Source organism: Curtobacterium sp. MCPF17_018 (genome assembly GCF_003234135.1).
GTDB lineage: Bacteria > Actinomycetota > Actinomycetes > Actinomycetales > Microbacteriaceae > Curtobacterium > Curtobacterium flaccumfaciens.
On sequence record NZ_QKSJ01000007.1, the window covers coordinates 152677 to 168166 of the forward strand.

Annotated in this window: 17 protein-coding genes and 1 pseudogene; 7 read left to right on the forward strand and 11 right to left on the reverse strand. The window is 68.5% G+C overall.

Annotation, left to right across the window (positions count from 1 at the left end; translation table 11 throughout):
* The first annotated feature begins 389 nt into the window (after window positions 1–389).
* The 5 genes from DEJ27_RS10160 to DEJ27_RS10180 all read left to right on the forward strand — a co-directional run bounded on the left by DEJ27_RS10160 (window position 390) and on the right by DEJ27_RS10180 (window position 4766).
* Window positions 390–875, forward strand: coding sequence for a flagellar protein FlgN (locus DEJ27_RS10160; RefSeq protein ID WP_111090862.1), 486 nt, complete (start codon window positions 390–392; stop codon window positions 873–875).
* 4 nt (window positions 876–879) lie between these two features.
* Complete coding sequence (gene flgK / locus DEJ27_RS10165) at window positions 880–2301, forward strand: flagellar hook-associated protein FlgK (protein WP_110859822.1); 1422 nt, start codon at window positions 880–882, stop codon at window positions 2299–2301.
* A gap of 2 nt (window positions 2302–2303) precedes the next feature.
* Window positions 2304–3185 carry a flagellin gene (locus tag DEJ27_RS10170; RefSeq protein ID WP_110859820.1) on the forward strand — a complete coding sequence of 294 codons (882 nt, stop codon included), beginning with the start codon at window positions 2304–2306 and terminating at the stop codon, window positions 3183–3185.
* A complete protein-coding gene (fliW, locus tag DEJ27_RS10175; RefSeq protein WP_111090863.1) occupies window positions 3182–3550 on the forward strand; it encodes a flagellar assembly protein FliW in 369 nt (122 codons plus the stop codon). The genes DEJ27_RS10170 and fliW overlap by 4 nt, the downstream gene beginning before the upstream one ends.
* Before the next feature lie 295 nt (window positions 3551–3845).
* The gene (locus DEJ27_RS10180) at window positions 3846–4766 is read left to right on the forward strand and encodes a hypothetical protein (protein WP_110859607.1); all 921 of its coding nucleotides are present in this window, start codon (window positions 3846–3848) and stop codon (window positions 4764–4766) included.
* Between the two features lie 17 nt (window positions 4767–4783).
* On the opposite strand, the gene DEJ27_RS10185 is transcribed toward DEJ27_RS10180, so the two are convergent.
* Window positions 4784–5431, reverse strand: coding sequence for a hypothetical protein (locus DEJ27_RS10185; protein WP_110859606.1), 648 nt, complete (start codon window positions 5429–5431; stop codon window positions 4784–4786).
* A 38-nt stretch (window positions 5432–5469) separates the two neighbouring features.
* On the opposite strand from DEJ27_RS10185, the gene DEJ27_RS10190 reads away from it, so the two are divergent.
* Entirely contained in the window at window positions 5470–6342 is an 873-nt protein-coding gene (locus DEJ27_RS10190; protein ID WP_181420033.1) for a hypothetical protein, read from the forward strand.
* A 92-nt stretch (window positions 6343–6434) separates the two neighbouring features.
* On the opposite strand, the gene DEJ27_RS10195 is transcribed toward DEJ27_RS10190, so the two are convergent.
* On the reverse strand, window positions 6435–7403 hold the full coding sequence (locus DEJ27_RS10195; RefSeq protein WP_027465501.1) for a beta-ketoacyl-ACP synthase III: 969 nt from the start codon (window positions 7401–7403) through the stop codon (window positions 6435–6437).
* Window positions 7404–7472: 69 nt separating this feature from the next.
* A complete protein-coding gene (locus DEJ27_RS10200) occupies window positions 7473–7865 on the reverse strand; it encodes a ChaB family protein (RefSeq protein ID WP_111090864.1) in 393 nt (130 codons plus the stop codon).
* Window positions 7866–7998: 133 nt separating this feature from the next.
* Here DEJ27_RS10200 and DEJ27_RS10205 point away from each other — a divergent pair, with 133 nt between their 5' ends.
* Window positions 7999–8970: an aldo/keto reductase gene (locus DEJ27_RS10205; protein ID WP_111046145.1), complete on the forward strand. Its 972-nt coding sequence runs from the start codon at window positions 7999–8001 to the stop codon at window positions 8968–8970.
* Window positions 8971–9089: 119 nt separating this feature from the next.
* Here the strand turns inward: DEJ27_RS10205 and DEJ27_RS10210 are convergent.
* The 8 genes and pseudogenes from DEJ27_RS10210 to DEJ27_RS10230 all read right to left on the reverse strand — a co-directional run.
* A pseudogene (locus tag DEJ27_RS10210) lies at window positions 9090–9197 on the reverse strand (hypothetical protein); the annotation flags it as partial.
* A gap of 137 nt (window positions 9198–9334) precedes the next feature.
* Window positions 9335–9682: a hypothetical protein gene (locus DEJ27_RS17485; RefSeq protein WP_146238515.1), complete on the reverse strand. Its 348-nt coding sequence runs from the start codon at window positions 9680–9682 to the stop codon at window positions 9335–9337.
* Window positions 9683–9903: 221 nt separating this feature from the next.
* On the reverse strand, window positions 9904–10392 hold the full coding sequence (locus DEJ27_RS17490; RefSeq protein ID WP_146244683.1) for a hypothetical protein: 489 nt from the start codon (window positions 10390–10392) through the stop codon (window positions 9904–9906).
* Window positions 10393–10394: 2 nt separating this feature from the next.
* Window positions 10395–10652 (reverse strand): hypothetical protein, encoded by a 258-nt coding sequence (locus tag DEJ27_RS17495; protein WP_146238513.1) that lies wholly within the window; start codon window positions 10650–10652, stop codon window positions 10395–10397.
* Window positions 10653–10985: 333 nt separating this feature from the next.
* On the reverse strand, window positions 10986–11825 hold the full coding sequence (locus tag DEJ27_RS17500; RefSeq protein WP_146238512.1) for a hypothetical protein: 840 nt from the start codon (window positions 11823–11825) through the stop codon (window positions 10986–10988).
* Window positions 11826–12325: 500 nt separating this feature from the next.
* Window positions 12326–13075 (reverse strand): hypothetical protein, encoded by a 750-nt coding sequence (locus DEJ27_RS10220; protein WP_111090866.1) that lies wholly within the window; start codon window positions 13073–13075, stop codon window positions 12326–12328.
* 16 nt (window positions 13076–13091) lie between these two features.
* Entirely contained in the window at window positions 13092–15092 is a 2001-nt protein-coding gene (locus DEJ27_RS10225) for a hypothetical protein (protein ID WP_111090867.1), read from the reverse strand.
* Entirely contained in the window at window positions 15089–15448 is a 360-nt protein-coding gene (locus tag DEJ27_RS10230; protein ID WP_110859599.1) for a DUF6507 family protein, read from the reverse strand. Before DEJ27_RS10230 ends, DEJ27_RS10225 begins: the two co-directional genes overlap by 4 nt.
* Window positions 15449–15490 lie beyond the last annotated feature (42 nt).

Consider the following 15490-nt stretch of genomic DNA (forward strand, 5'->3'; position numbering starts at 1 on the left):
GGACGCCGGCCTCGGATGGCCGGTGCGTACGCCGAAGACCCGCCCGGGTCCCTCCGAGCGGTGCACCCCGCATCGTTGCCGAGCGGTTCCGGGTGTCCCCCGGGGTGCGTTCTGAATGTATCGGCTGGCAATGCGCTGAACAGGTGCTCAACCGTCCCCAGTGCGGGGGTGTCAGGCCCCCTTTCCGGTCGGCATTTGGGGGGACTCAGGGTTGGGAACGCTCGTTCTTGTCCCCCGACGGGGGTCATCGGGTCACAGAGTCGACGAGTACGGGGGACGGCACTCGGCCGCCGGGGCTTACGGTCGCGGTCACCGAGTCGATAGGTCCCGGTGTCCGCAGGATGACGGACCGGGGACCACCCCGACGAACCACCACCTGGGAGGAGCTGATGAGCGTGAACGACCTGTCCGCCGTGCTCTGGCGCGAACGCGAGCTGCTCGAACTGCTCACCTTCAAGCTCGAGGAGGAACAGCTCCTGCTCACCGCGGGCCGCTCCCGCTGGGTGTCGCACGCCAGCCGCGAGGTCGAGCAGGTCCTCGACCGGCTCCGCAGCACCGGGCTCGAGCGCGCCGCGCAGAGCGCCGAGGTCGCCGAGGAGTGGGGCGTGGCCGCCGACGCTCCCCTGCGCGACGTCGTCGCCGCGGCACCGAACGGGCCGTGGGGCGAGATCCTGTCGTCGCACCTCACCGCGATGGTCGAGCTGACCACCCAGATCGGCGCCCTGCGCGACGAGAACGACCGGTTCCTGCGTGTCGCCGCCCAGGCCACCGAGGAGACCCTGGCGGGGACCGTCACCGGCGCCGCCACCTACGACGCCAGTGGGACGTCCGGCGCAGGCCAGGACGGCGCCCGCCTGTTCGAGGGGACGCTGTAGCACCGTGGTCAGCACCTTCGGATCCCTCGCGACCGCCTACTCCGGCCTCGCAGCCGCCCGTGCCGGCATCGACGTCACCGGCCAGAACATCGCGAACGCCGGCACCGCGGGCTACACCCGCCAGCGCGTCACGCAGAACTCGATCCCCGCGACCCAGACCGGGTTCATGCGGGGCACCGCGGCCCTCGCCGGCCAGGGCGTCTCGGTCGACGGCATCGCCCGCCTGGCGTCCCTGACGCTCGACGCCGGTGTCCGCGTCGCCGCCGGTTCGTCGGCCTACGCCGATGCCCGCGCCACGGCGCTCTCCGCCCTCGAGACCGGGTTGCACGAGCCCGGCAAGGACGGCCTGAGCGCCAAGCTCGACGCGTTCTGGTCGTCCTGGAGCGAGCTCGCCAGCCACCCCGACGACCCGGGTGCCGCCAGTGCCGTGCTCGGGGCCGCCGGCACCGTCGTCGCCGCCCTGGCCGCCGGCTCGAAGGCCGTCGACGCGCAGTGGTCCTCGGTGCGCGGCACCCTGACCGGGCAGGTCGCCCAGCTGAACGGCGCCGCGGAGCAGGTCGCCGACCTGAACGGCCGGATCCGCACCGCGCTCGCCTCGGGCGGCAACGCCAACGAGCTGCTCGACCAGCGCGACCAGCTCACGCAGCAGATCGCCACGCTCGCCGGCGGCACCACCCGGACGAACGCCGACGGCACGGTCGACGTGCTCCTCGGCGGCAACCCGCTCGTGCAGGGCACCGACGCACGCTCGGTCGCCCTCGGCGGCGGCGAACGTCTCGCCGACGGCACCGCGGTCACCCTGACCTGGACCACCGGCACGGCCGGGGCGGTCGGACTGAGCGGCGGTTCGATCGGTGGCGCCCTCACGGTCCTCGCACCCGCGTCCGGCACCGGCACCGGCGGCGCACTCGCCGAGGCCTCCGCGTCCTACGACGCCGTGGCCACGCGGCTCGCCACGACCGTGAACACCCTGCACGCCGCCGGGACCACCCCGGCCGGCACCACCGGCGCACCCTTCTTCTCCCTGGCGGCCGGCGTCCCCGCCGCCCAGGCACTCGGTGTCGTCCCCACGGACGCCAGTGGGCTGGCGACGCGGAACGCGGCGGGGGAACTCGACGACTCGTTCGCCGACGCGCTCGCGCGACTCGGGGCGTCGTCGGACGGTGCCGACCAGGTCTGGGCGACGTTCGTGGCGGGGGTGGGCACCGCCTCCAGGTCGGCCACGTCGGAATCGACGATGACCGGACTCGCGCTCACCAACGCGCGCAACCAGCAGCAGTCGAGCGCCGGCGTCGACCTCGACGAGGAGAACGTCAACCTGCTGAGCTACCAGCACGCGTACCAGGGCGCGGCGCGCGTCCTGACCGCGGTCGACGAGATGCTCGACACCATCATCAACCGCGTCGGACTCGTCGGGAGGGGCTGATCGTGATCACCCGTGTGACCACCCAGATGTCGATGGCGGCCGCCTCGGCCCGGCTGCAGGCCGGTGCCGCGCGGGTCGCCGAGCTCACCGACCAGGCCACGACGCTGCGTGCGATCCAGAAGCCCTCGGACGACCCGGTCGGCACCGCGTCGTCGATGCAGGTGCGCAAGGAGCAGGCCGCAGCCTCGCAGTACTCGCGGAACGCGAACGACGCCGCGGCGTGGCTCGCGACCACCGACAGTGCGCTGTCCGGCGTGTACTCGGTGCTCAACAACGTCCGCGACCTCACGGTGCGGGCCGCGAACTCCGGCACCATGAGCGACACCGACCGCGACGCGTTCGTCACGCAGTTCCGGTCGCTCAAAGCCGACCTCGAGGCCCGTGCGAACACCACCTACGGCACCCGTTCGGTGTTCGCGGGATCGTCGACCGCCGCTGTCGCCTACGACCCCGCGACGGGTTGGGCGGCATCGGGCACCGACGTGTCCCGTCGGGTCGGCGACGGCACCACGGTGCGGGTCGACACCACCGGCACCGCGGTCTTCGGATCCGGCGACGACTCGGTGTTCGGCATGATCGACTCCATCGTCAGTGACCTGCAGAACGGGGTGAACGTGAACGCTCGCATCGGGGACGTCGACACGGCGCTCGGGACCGTCCGCGGCGCCCAGGCCGACGTCGGCGTCCGGCACGCAGCCGCCCTCGCGGCACAGGACTCGCTGAAGTCCGCGACCGTCTCGCTCGAGAGCCGCCGCGCCGGCATCGAGGACGTCGACCTCGCGAAGGCCGTCCTCGACCTGCAGGTGCAGCAGACCAACTACCAGGCAGCCCTCGCCGTCACCGCGAAGGTCCTGCAGCCGACCCTGATGGATTACCTCCGATGAGCATCTCCCTGACCTTCGCCGTCCCGCCGTTCGGGCTCGCTCCCGCCGCGGCCTTCGAGCTCTCGCCGGTCGACGGCGCCGAAGGGCTGTTCACGCTCGTCGGCGACGACGCGCGGCTGTTCCTGCTCGATGCCGCGGTGCACCTGCCGTCGTACGCGCCGGAGCTCACCGACGAGCAGGCCGCCGGGCTCGGGCTGACCGACCCCACCGACGCGATGCTGCTCGTGGTCGCGAACCCCGGAGCGTCCGGCACCACGGTGAACCTGCTCGCGCCGATCGTCGTGAACGCCCGGACCGCCGTGGGCGCGCAGGTCATCCTCGAGGAGCAGGACCTGCCGCTGCGGGCGGAGCTCGCGCGGGTGTAGGCGCGGCTTCGCGGCTTCGCGGCTTCGCGGCGCGGCTTCGCGGCTACGCGGCGCGGCTTCGCACCGGTTCTGCGACCTTCCACCAGTCGTTCCCGGCGTGGATCGTCGGAAGATGTACACGCAGAGGTTGCGTGTGCATGTAGCGACAGGACGCGAGTCGTTCGACGCGTGGATCGTCGCAAGATGCACACGCATTGCAGCTGGTCAGTCCTGCACAGGTCGTCGTCGCCGCCCGGCTCTCCACAGATCGGGCGATGGCGCGAGCTGGACCACGAGGTTCGGCGAGCCTGGTGCCATGTCCAGAGCGAACGACGTCGAACTGATCCGCACGACGGGTACGACCTCCGCCGAACGCCGCGCACTCGAGCGCGATGTCCACCGCGGACGGTACGCACGCCTCCGCCCCGGCGTCCTCGTCCGCCCGGACGCACTCGACGGGATGCATCCCGGTGAGCAGCACCACGTGCTCGTCCGTGCCTCGGCGCACCGACTCCGAGCGACCGATGTCGTCTCACACCAGTCTGCGTGCGCGGTCCTCGGACTCCCGTTGATCGGGGCGGCACCGCCCAAGGTGCACGTCACCGATCCGACCACGACACACACCCGTGTCACGGCGTGGTTCGTCCGGCACGGTGCACAGGGGCGGCCGCCCGCGGTCCTCGTCGATCAGCAGGCGACACCCACGACGACGGCCGCGAGGACCGCCATCGACGTCGCTGCGACACGCTCCTTGCTCGAAGCACTCCCCGTCGTCGATGCCGTGCTCTCCCGTCGGCTCGCCGACCGTGCGGCGTTGGACGCGGAACACGCATCGCTGGCCTTCGCCCGGACCAAGGCGGGGATCGCCGTGGGGATGGGGTCGGCGCTGTCGGGGTCGCCGGCGGAGTCGGTGTGCCGCGTGCGCTTCCGCGAACTCGGTGTGCCGGAGCCGATGCAGCAGCACGTGTTCGCCCGGGCCGGATCAGCCACGGCGGTCGTGGACTTCTGGTTCCCCGACCAGGGCGTCGTGGTCGAGGTCGACGGCCGTGCGAAGTACGAGGACCCGGTGTTGCTCGACGGGCGATCGACGGCGGACGCGCACTGGCGCGAGAAGCGGCGTGAGGACTTCATCCGGTCGTTCCCCGAGGTCCGAGCGGTCGTGCGGCTCTCCTGGGCCGACCTGATGCAGCCCGACCGGGTGCGGGCTGCCCTCCGGCGCGCTGGTGTCCGGTGCTGAGGGTGCCTGTTCGACGATCAGCGCGGACGACGCGGCGCATCCGGGTGGTACGTGCGCTGCCGCTCGATCCTCGGCCGACCGGACGGCCCACCGGCGTGCACCACCCCACCGACCACGACCTCGCCGAGTCCCACGCGCACGCGCCGGACCTGCCCGGTGCCCTTGACCACGCCGCCGCGGTGGTCCGGGTCGGGTTCGCGGTGGTCGCCGCCGGCCTCGAGCTCGACGTCGCGCACGGACACCGGCCCGAGCACCTGCGCGCCCGCGCCGATCCGCGCCGGCCCCTCGACGAGACACCCGGCCATCAGGCGAGCCCGACCACCGATCACGACGTCGGACCCGTCGGCCACGATGGTCACCGGGCCCGGGCCGAGTTCGGCACCCTCGCCGATGTGCACGGTCGCCGCCGACGCGACGACGGTCACGGGTCCGGGGCCCAGGCGGGCACCGGCGGCCAGCGTGATCACCCCACCGTGACGGGTCTCGAGCGTCGTCGACGGGTACAGCTCCACCCCGGGCAGGACCGACACGCCCACCCCGATCAGGACGGACGCGGGATCGAGCACCCGGACCTCGGGCGCGAGGGCGGCCACCTGCCGGACGGTCAGGAACCCGGCCGCACGACGGGCGTCGTCGAGTGCTCGCTGCGCGGGGTCGGTGTCCACCCAGCGAGCCTCTCACGTGCCCGGCGTACGGTGAACGCATGGCCCGTGCCCCGAAGGACCAGTCGATCGTGCCCCTGCCGACCGCACCGGTCTCCCCCACCTCTTCCGACCCCCGAACGCAGCAGGTCCAGCCCACGGGCTGGGCCAAGTGGCTCGATCGGGTCATCAGTGTGCAGCGCCCCGTCGTGGTCGCGCACGTCAACGCGATCCGTCGCCGCAAGCCGGACGCGACCCCCGCCGAGGTGATCCAGATCCTCGAGCGGCAGTACCTGGCCGCCGTCACGACCGGCGGCGCCGCGGTCGGTGCGAGTGCGGTGATCCCCGGAGTCGGGATGGCCGCTGCACTCGGACTGAGCGGCGCCGAGACGGTCGGGTTCCTCGAGACCACCGCGCTGTTCGCACAGTCGGTGACCGAGGTGCACGGCATCGCACTGGACGACCCGGAGCGCGCCCGCACGCTGGTGATGGCGATGATCCTCGGCGCGCCGGGCACGCAGCTCATCAAGCAGCTCGCCGGACAGGCCGCCGGCGGTCAGGCCCGGACGGCGTTCTGGGGCGAGATGGTGACATCCTCGCTGCCGAAGCAGGTCGTCAACGGCATCGGCGGACAGGTGCGTGACCAGTTCATCAAGCGCTTCGCCATCCGGCAGGGTGGTTCGGTCCTCGGCCGCGCGCTCCCGTTCGGCATCGGAGCGGCCGTCGGCGGTCTGGGGAACCACGCCCTGGGGCGCAAGGTGATCCAGGCGTCGCGGACGGGGTTCGGCATGCCGCCGGCGGAGTTCCCGATCGTGTTGACGGTCACGCCGCCTGCCGAGAAGACCCGGCGCGCCCTGCCGTGGAAGCGCGGCGCGGGCAAGGACCAGGACCTCTGGACCGAGCCGGGACAGGACGACCCCCGCTCGAAGCGCTGACCGCGACGACCGAGAAGGTCCCGGCACGACGACGAAGAGGGGCCCGGGCACGGAGACTGAGCAGCCGGGCCCGGGCCGTTCGTGCAATTGCCCTAGAAGGACCGCACCGGCGTCGTCACGACCTGCCCGGCGTGGGCGAACCCACCACCGAAGCCGAACAGCAGCGCCGGCACCCCCTCCGGCAGGTCGCCACGCTCCCACGCCTTCGACAGCCCGAGCGGCACACTCGCGGCCGAGGTGTTCCCGGACTCCACGACGTCGCGGATGACGAACTTCGACTCCCCGCCGAGCGCGGTCACGAGCGGCTCGATGATCCGCAGGTTCGCCTGGTGGAACGCGAACACCTCGATGTCGTCCATCGAGAGCCCGGCGGCCTCGACGACCTTGCGGGCGTGCCCCTCGGCCTCGGTGATGGCCCACCGGTAGATCGAGCGACCCTCCTGGTTGAAGCGCCCCGGCGACCCCTCGACACGGACGGCGTCGAGCAGGTGCGGCACGCTCCCCCAAGACACCGGGCCGATCTCGGGCGTCTCGGCTACCCCGAGCACTGCGGCACCGGCCCCGTCGCCCACGAGCACGCACGTCGACCGGTCGGTCCAGTCGGCGATGCCGGACAGCACCTCGGACCCGATGACGAGCGCGACGTCGGCCGAACCGGTGCGGATGGACTGGTCGGCGAGCCCGAGCGCGTACTCGAACCCGCTGCACGCGGTGTTGATGTCGATCGGTGCCGGGCCGTTCGTCATGCCGAGTGCGGCGGCGACCCGCCCTGCCGTGTACGGCGCGCGGTCCTGGTGGGTGGTGGAGGCGACGATGACGAGTCCGACGGCCGAGGGTGACACCCCGGCGTCGGCGAGGGCACGACGTCCGGCCTCGATCGCCATCGACGTCACGGTGTCGTCGGGCCCGGCGATCCGACGCGTCTGGATCCCGGTGCGGGTGCGGATCCACTCGTCGTTCGTGTCGACCATCGTCGAGAGCTCATCGTTGGTCAGGACGCGTTCGGGCTGGTGGTGTCCGAATCCGAGGATCCGGCTGCCGCGGAGTGCTGGGATGTTCATCGTCGGCACGTTACCCCCTCACTCCACCGCCGCATGCCGACCGGGGAATGGGGAGCACCGCACCCACGGTCACTTCCGCGCCGCTGCAGTAGCGCGGTCGTTCGCCTTGCCGATCGCCTCGACCAGCTCGTCCTTGGTCATCTTCGAGCGGCCGCTGACGTCGAGCCGCTTCGCGACGTCCATCAGATGCGCCTTCGAGGCGTTCGCGTCGACACCGCCCTCGGTCTTCCCGGAACCGCGGGAGCCGGCGGCACCGGTGTCGGACGGCCCGGAGGACTCCTTCTCCTCCCAGTGGTCGCCGACCTTCTCGTACTCGTGCTTCACGGCGGCGAAGGCCGTGCGGTGCGCCCGCTCGCCCGGGCCGTACGTCTCGTTCGCCGAGTCCAGAGTCTTCTCGAAGATCTCCTGCGCGTGCTCCGGAGACCGCTGCAGGGTGCTCGGGACCTCGTCCTTGGCTGGCATGGCTGCTCCTCTCGAGTGGTCCCCCCTGACTACTCCGACCAGCACAACGAGCGCCAAGCACCAACCAGCTCCGAGCCCCGACCGGTACTCACAGGGCCTGGCGCCGACAGCGCGTCACGAGTAGACCCGTCTCATGGACTACACACACCTCGGTCGCACCGGTCTGTCCGTCTCCCGCGCCGTGCTCGGCACGATGAACTTCGGCCCGGAGACCAGCGAGGACGACTCGCACGCGATCATGGACCGGGCGCACGAGCTCGGCGTCAACTTCTTCGACACCGCCAACGGCTACGGCGGCTCGGTGGGCAAGGGTGCCACCGAGGAGATCATCGGACGGTGGTTCGCCAAGGGTGGCGGTCGCCGCGAGAAGACGGTCCTCGCCACGAAGGTCTACGGCGAGATGACCGACTGGCCGAACGGCGGCAAGCTCAGTGCCCTGAACATCCGGCAGTCGCTCGACGCGAGCCTGCAGCGACTGCAGACCGACCACATCGACCTGTACCAGTTCCACCACGTCGACCGCGCGACGCCGTGGGACGAGATCTGGCAGGCGATCGACGTCGCCGTGCAGCAGGGCAAGGTCCTGTACGTCGGCTCGTCGAACTTCGCCGGGTGGCACATCGCCCAGGCGCAGGAGGCCGCGAAGCGCCGGAACACCTTCGGCCTGGTGAGCGAGCAGTCGATCTACAACCTCGTGGTCCGCGACGTCGAGCGCGAGGTCCTGCCGGCCGCCCGCGCGTACGGGCTCGGCGTGATCCCCTGGTCGCCGCTGCAGGGCGGCCTGCTCGGCGGCGTCATCGAGAAGACCGAGAACGGCTCCCGTCGGCTGTCCGGCCGCAGCGCCGAGTACGTCGAAGCGCACCGCGACCAGCTGCAGTCGTACGAGTCGTTCGCGAAGGAGCTCGGCCACACGCCGGGCGAGCTGGCCCTCGCCTGGCTGCTGCACCAGCCCGGCGTCACCGCGCCGATCACCGGCCCGCGCACGATGGAGCAGTGGGAGTCCGCGGTCCGCGCCGTCGACATCCGCCTCGACCAGCGTGCGCTGGACCGGCTCGACGAGATCTTCCCGGGGCACGAGACCTCGCCGGAGGACTACGCCTGGTGACGTCCCCGACGGAACCAGCGGGTCGCTGACGCGACCATCTGCCTGGAGGCGCGGTGCGGGTCGGACCCGCACCGCGCCTCCAGTGCGTGGTCACGTCCAGAATCCGACCAGCGTCGCCATCAGAGGCGCGCGATCTCGTCGTCCTGCAGGCCGAAGGCGCGCAGGTACGCGTCGACCGAGCCCCAGCGACGCTCGACGTGGTCGCTGACCGAGGTCATGATCAGATCATCGACTGCGCATCGAGGAGTTCTTGACTGGCAAGAGCTGTGGCGTGGTCAGACTGCAGTTCGACGTGTCCGATCACCGGCTGGTCCCCGGGAGTGAACGCAAGCAGTTGTTGTCACCGCGGCTGAAGCGGATGTCGCTAGGCCGACGGCCGGAACACGTGAGTTACGACTGCGTTCGCGAATTCCTCGAGGAACGCCCGCCCACCCAATCCGGTGTGGGTCATCGGGTCGACGCTGGCGTTCAGCTTGAGGATGAGAGCCGACACAGCCGCATCGTCCATGTCGGTACTGAGTACTGAGTCGATCTCTGCTCGTACATCAGTTGCGGACTGCACAGAAAATCCTTCAAGAGCATCATCGAATGCTTCATAAGCATCACGATAGTCCATCTCCCAGGTGGGGTAGAAAATCGCAGGGAGAAGAGACGAAAGCGCAGGAAAGGTTCGACGAAGTTCTACTGCACCCAGATCTTCGATGTCAGGCATGCATCACACCTCCGGAGGCGTTGGGAATGCGGTCTTGATGAAGAAGCCCTGCGGTGCAGAGGTGTCGCGTCTGAGGATCACTGTGACCGTGTGGCTATCGACGACTACATGAAGGTAGTACCCGCCAATCGGATCCCGGAACGTCGCAGGTTGAACTGTTCCGCGCTGAAACCGTCGACGTGGTCGGCCGCGGACGAGCAGTCGTCCCAGCACCGTCTACTTCAGTCGAACTCGACGCGGAGATCCGAGGCATCCCAGATGTCTTTGATCCTCAAGCCAAGGTCTCGGAACCGTTCGTCCGCGGGGATCGGCAGATCGATTTCTGCCGCCTCACCGGAGCGGCGAGCACGAAAGTCTACGGCGAACTCGTTCGGTTTGTTGATGATGGTCTGGAACGCCGCACCAGCCGTTACCGATGCATGCAGCATTGACCCACCCGGAATCGCTGAAGCCAATGAAAGCGTGAATCCCCGCGCCGGTTCCGCAACGCCGTCGACTTTGTACGGCGACGAAGCGACGAGTCCCGACCATGACCTCTCATCTGCACTATCGACGTTCCGTTCGTGGAACGTCCATATTCCATCGAACACACGCAGCGCAACTTTGATCGCGGCGGAAGTCTCAACCAGACGCGGAGCGATCACGTCCGCAGACTCGGGCCTTGCATCCCAGTCTGCCACGAGGTACCAGTCGGTGACATTGGTCTGCACGCTCACCATCCCTTGAAATCGCGAGGCATCTCGATGTATTCTACCGATACATTCCTCAGTCGTCGAATCGCGTGGGCGAATGCTGCTGCGATATCCGGATCCCGAGTGAATACCCATCCCAACTGCACGTTTGGGTCCTCAAGCGCGGTGAGTTTGGCCATGGCCGACTTGGCCCATCCCTCGATCATCTCTGCCTTCCGGGCCGGCGACAGGCTTTGCAACCACCCGTAGTTGCCCTTCACCTCGGTGCAGTCGGGCACCCATCGACATTGCTGAAGTCATCGAGCTTCAGCGGGTGAGTCGGATGTGCTTGATTCGGCACCTCGTACTCGCGGGTCCGCCCGTCGGGCAGCGATTTGATCTCCTACATCCGGGTCGGGGTTCGCATGATCGACGGCATCGTCGAGAAGTGCGGCAAAGCGCTCGTCCGTCACAATGCAGTCAGGCTCACCGCCTCCGAGTTGATCGATGGCCTCGATTTGCCGACGTCTTTGCTTGACAGTGCTCAGGATCTCGCCGCGGTCCTTGACAGCAGGTTTCTCAAGCGACCAATTCCTGAAGTCGTACCAGGAGGAGTGGTCCCGGAGCGCTTCTCAAGACTTCACGACGTTCGCGATCTCCTGGTCCGCGAGCTGGTCGATGAGCGACAGCAGCACGACGACGTTGCGATGGAACGCTTGGTCGTTGCTGATCGCGTCTCGCGACGGGCCACCCTCGTCCGAATTCAGCTGCGCCGGCTCGTCGACCACACCAGCTGCCGCCGCATCTCGGAGTAAGCGCATCATCTGACTCACCCGTGTCGATGCCAGCAATTCACTGTAAACCGCTTCGGTGATCACATCACGTTCCAGTACGGCATCTCGATCATCGCCGAGCAGCTGGATCGTGTCACGGACCATTTCCCGGACAATCGACCAGTTCGGGCTGCTTCCGAGCGGCTCGAGTCGCGCGTCCCACCTGTCAGAGAAGTGCAGCGGAGATGCGCCGAGACGCTCGATGAGCCATGGTGGTGTCGTAGCCGCAGGCCGCGGATGCATCACCATGTCTTCTCGCAATTCCGAATTCTCCACCGGCAATGAGTCCACGAGCTGTCCATCGATGTCGATCAGCAGTGGCCATCGGGGCTCGTCGTCCCAGGAGAACTCGAACTGGTAAGCACCACTTGAATCGAGGCGCAGCCGCCCTGTGAACCAGGCACCCTGTTCTGGTTCGGCCATGACTTCGCGCAGACGACTCCACGCCTCGAATTCCGCGAGGTCAGCGGGAGGGGTGTGAATGACTGCAACGCCAGTGTCGACGGCCCGCTCGATCCGCGCGGTCACGCCGAGACTGACGAAGACACTCGTCGAACGTTGCCACCCTGATCCCAGCCGGTCGAACGTGAGGATCGCGAGCGCATTCTGTTGGTCGATGACGTCAGATACAGAACTCAATCGGCGAGGCCTCCGGCCCTTGTTGCCGCCTCATGCGAGACGTGGTTCGTGACGCGGACTTGATGCAGGTGCTCGACACCGTCCCGTCCCCAGTGGATCAAGAATATCGACCCACGATCAGCGCGACCAACATGCTGTATCTCCAGGCTCAGGTACACCGAGGTGTTCGGATCTTCCCGCCGATGATCATGCGCTGCTACCGGAATCGAGGATATTCCGGATTTCGGATCGGATTGTGATCGCGGAAGCCTCCGAGAAGCCTTCGAGTGCGTCCCGCAGAGGGGCAGGCGCATCGTCGTAGTTCATCCCCACGACGGGTAGAACGCTGCTGTGAGCAGACCGCCCAGCGACGAGGATGTGCGACGGAGAGTCGCCGCATTCCAGGCACGTGGGTCCGGGGTGATCATCGCCCGCGGCTCGCCGGCCGTTGTCCCTCGAAACACGATCTGCCGAATGGTCTGGCCACCGCTACGCGCCGTCATGCGAGTCCACGACTGCGATCAAGAAGAGATGATGAGGCCGCCGGCATCCTCGATGACATCGGCGGTCGCCACGATGCTCGCCACTGTTGTCACCAAGTCGTCGGAGTCGTCATCGATCATGAGCCACGTGCCCCCGTCCGCGACCGTCGTCTTGGCTGCCGTCGGCAGGTCGATCGCGGACAAAACGGGACTGTGGTCTCCGCGGAAGAAGTTGGTCAGACCGATGAGGGTTGCAAATCGTTTCTGACTCCGGTTGGCGTCGCGCACGGAGACCTGCGCGAGATCGGCGTGCCAGAGTTCGACGAGTCTCCGGACGACTTCGGCCTGATGCTTACCGAAGGAGTCCCGGAGGTCTACTGACGCTCCTGGTTCGAGCGCCCGAAGTGACACTGCAACTTCGTTCACGATGTGCCGAGTCACCGACGCGCCGACATGCAGTCGCAAGGAGGCCCCGACACCCTCGCTCGGCATGCTCACCAACGTCACACCGTAACCGTCTTGAGGAAATGGCTGACCATCATGGTTACGCGCAACTCCTCGTTCGATGAGGAGCTCGACATCGGAGTCGGCGAGCTCGTCGACACGCGAGCCGTCCGCGTCTTGGGAGGAGGGGTCGAGGAGGGTCCAAGGGCCAGCGAATGGCGGTCCGCAGAGCGCCAACACCTTCAATGACTCTCGCAACGCCGCAATCACCCCAGTTGCGTCGAACGACCGGGTTCCCCACTGGACCCGGATCGAAGGCTGCTGCGTGGTCCAGATCGAGGTCAATTCTTTCCGTCCGTCGTCATGGCATCGACCGAATGATCACATCGACGTCGAGCCGTTGGTCGACGAGCGTGTCATCGAGGAGTTCGCCGAAGCGTCTGTCCGTCACGATGTATTCTAGTCGGCCGCCACCGACGTCCTCGATCGCTTGAAGCTGCCGGCGGATGTTCGACACCACCTTGTCGATCTCAGCGCCGTCCTTCGCGAACAACTGCTCGGGCGTCCACTTCTTGAACGTGTACCAGAACGAGTGATCGCCCTTCGTGTCCATGAAGACGCGTTCACCGGCCTCCACTCGGAAGCCGTCCAGGGCTACCTTTCTCCCGTCATCGGTCCGGATCACGAGTTCCGGCACAGTTCCGTCACCTGGTTGGTGAATCCCGGTGAAGTACTGCTGCTCGGCCATTCCGGGCTTGTTGCGCTTCAGCAGCTCCCACGTCGCAGTCGCGTGATCAGACTGGAGTTCCACGCGTCCGATGACCGGCTGGTCCCCCGGAGCGATCGCCGTGTGGGGGTCACGAGCAGGCGGCGCGGCTGGTTCGACCACCTGATCACCGTGTCCACCCCTGTGTGTCCCCGACGGCTCAACGTGATCCGCCACCGAGTGCAACCAGTGCCCACCCGAACCCGGGTTTCCCACCTCGATGTGCGGCCGTCCGAGCCCCACCCCGAACCCGTCCGGCGTCGCCATGGCGTGCTCGACGCTGACCTTCACGGTCGGGATCTTGTCCCCGAGCCCCCGGAGCGCATCCGCGAACCCGCCACGCCCGCGCGCCAGCAGGTCCGAGACCCCCGACAACGCCTTGCCCGGCAGGCTCGACAGCGCATCCCCGACCCGCACGATCGTGGTGCCGGCGGCAGCGACCTTGGACCCGATGAGCGCGAGCTTGCTGCCGTCGGCCCCGAGCACCGCGAGCCGCGACCCGAGCGCCGCGATCTTCGCGCCCGCGCCGATCTCGCCCGCGCCGGGGATGAACAGCGTGCCGATGTTGAACGCGGCACCACCGGCGGCGTGTGCGGGGTCGTCCCGCCAGTCCTCTGGCGACCCGACGAAGCCCTCGACGAGGGTCTTCTGCTGGTCCATGATGTTCCGCGCGGTGTCGCCGACGACATCCGGCAGGACGCCCTTGGGGAGCGCCGCGGCGATCAGCAGCGGCGGGCTGCCCAACAGGACGATCAGTCCGAGGGACTCCGCGAAGCCCTTCCAGGACTGCGCCGCCCAGTCGCCGTCGCCCCACTCGCCGGTCTGCGAGTTGTACCCGATCAGTCCGCCGAGTCCCTCGACCGTGCCCTTCGCGGCGTCGTACACGCCGGAGTCGAACGATTCCTGGCACGACTGGTCACCGCGCCCGGTGCTCCCCCACGGCATCGGTTCGTTCGCCTTGACGGCCGCCGTGTAGTCGACGGCCTGCACCGGGGCCAGGCACATGTCGGTGCGCAGCCCGTTGATCGCGTTGACACACTCGGCGGAAGCCGCGGAGAGCTTGGTCTCCTGCTCGGCGACCTTGGTGAGCAGCTCGTTGTTCTCGTCGACGTACGGCGTGTACTGGTCCCACGGCAGGTGCACGTCGTCGAGCACCTCGCCGAAGTTCTGGACGAGCCCGACGATGCCCTGGTTGGCGGGGTGCTCCGGGTCCCACGGGCCGACGGTCTTGCCCTTCAGCGCCTTCTCGACGAACTTCTCGGCCTCGGCCTTCAGCTCGACGAGCCGCTTCGCGATGGGCGCGACCGCCGTCGCGTAGTCGCCGATGAACGTCGACGCCTTCTGCAGGGTCGCGGCGAGTGCGGCGGTGTCGGTCTCGACGCCGTCCATGACCGCGAGCAGTTCGGTGGAGTCCGGCGTGGTGTAGCTGCTGCCGAGCTTCGCCCAGGCGGTCTTCACCTCGCCGCCGCGCGTCTCGACGTCGGTGGCCGACGTCGAGAACGCCGTGCCGGCGGTCTCGACCTTCGCCGCGTCGATGTTCGCGCCGGGGATCGCGTCCGGGTCGATCAGGCCGTCGGCGCGGCACTGGCCGCTCACTGGTCACCACCCAGGTCGAAGGCCGACAAATCACCGGTACTGGAGGCCCGGATCGCGTTTGTCTGCGCCGTCGCGGCCATCTCCTCGTCACCGTGGTAGTAGGCGAGGGTCGCGGTGGCAGCGCCGGCCAGACCGGCGGTGATGTGGTTGCCCACGCGGGTCAGGAGGGCCGAGTGGCTCTCGATGAGTGCCGCGACGGCGCCGGCAACCGCCTGGTCGTCGCCGACGGCGGTCGTGAGCGCCGCGTGCGCGTCGGCGAGACCGTCGAACGCGGTCGAGAGGTTCGTCGCCGCGGTCTCGGTGTCGGTGAGCGTCGTCTGCACGCCCGCGGGCTCGATCTGCCAGCCGTTCCCCATGGCTCCCCCTGGTCGTCGTCCCGCTCGGTCAGAGCGATCGCG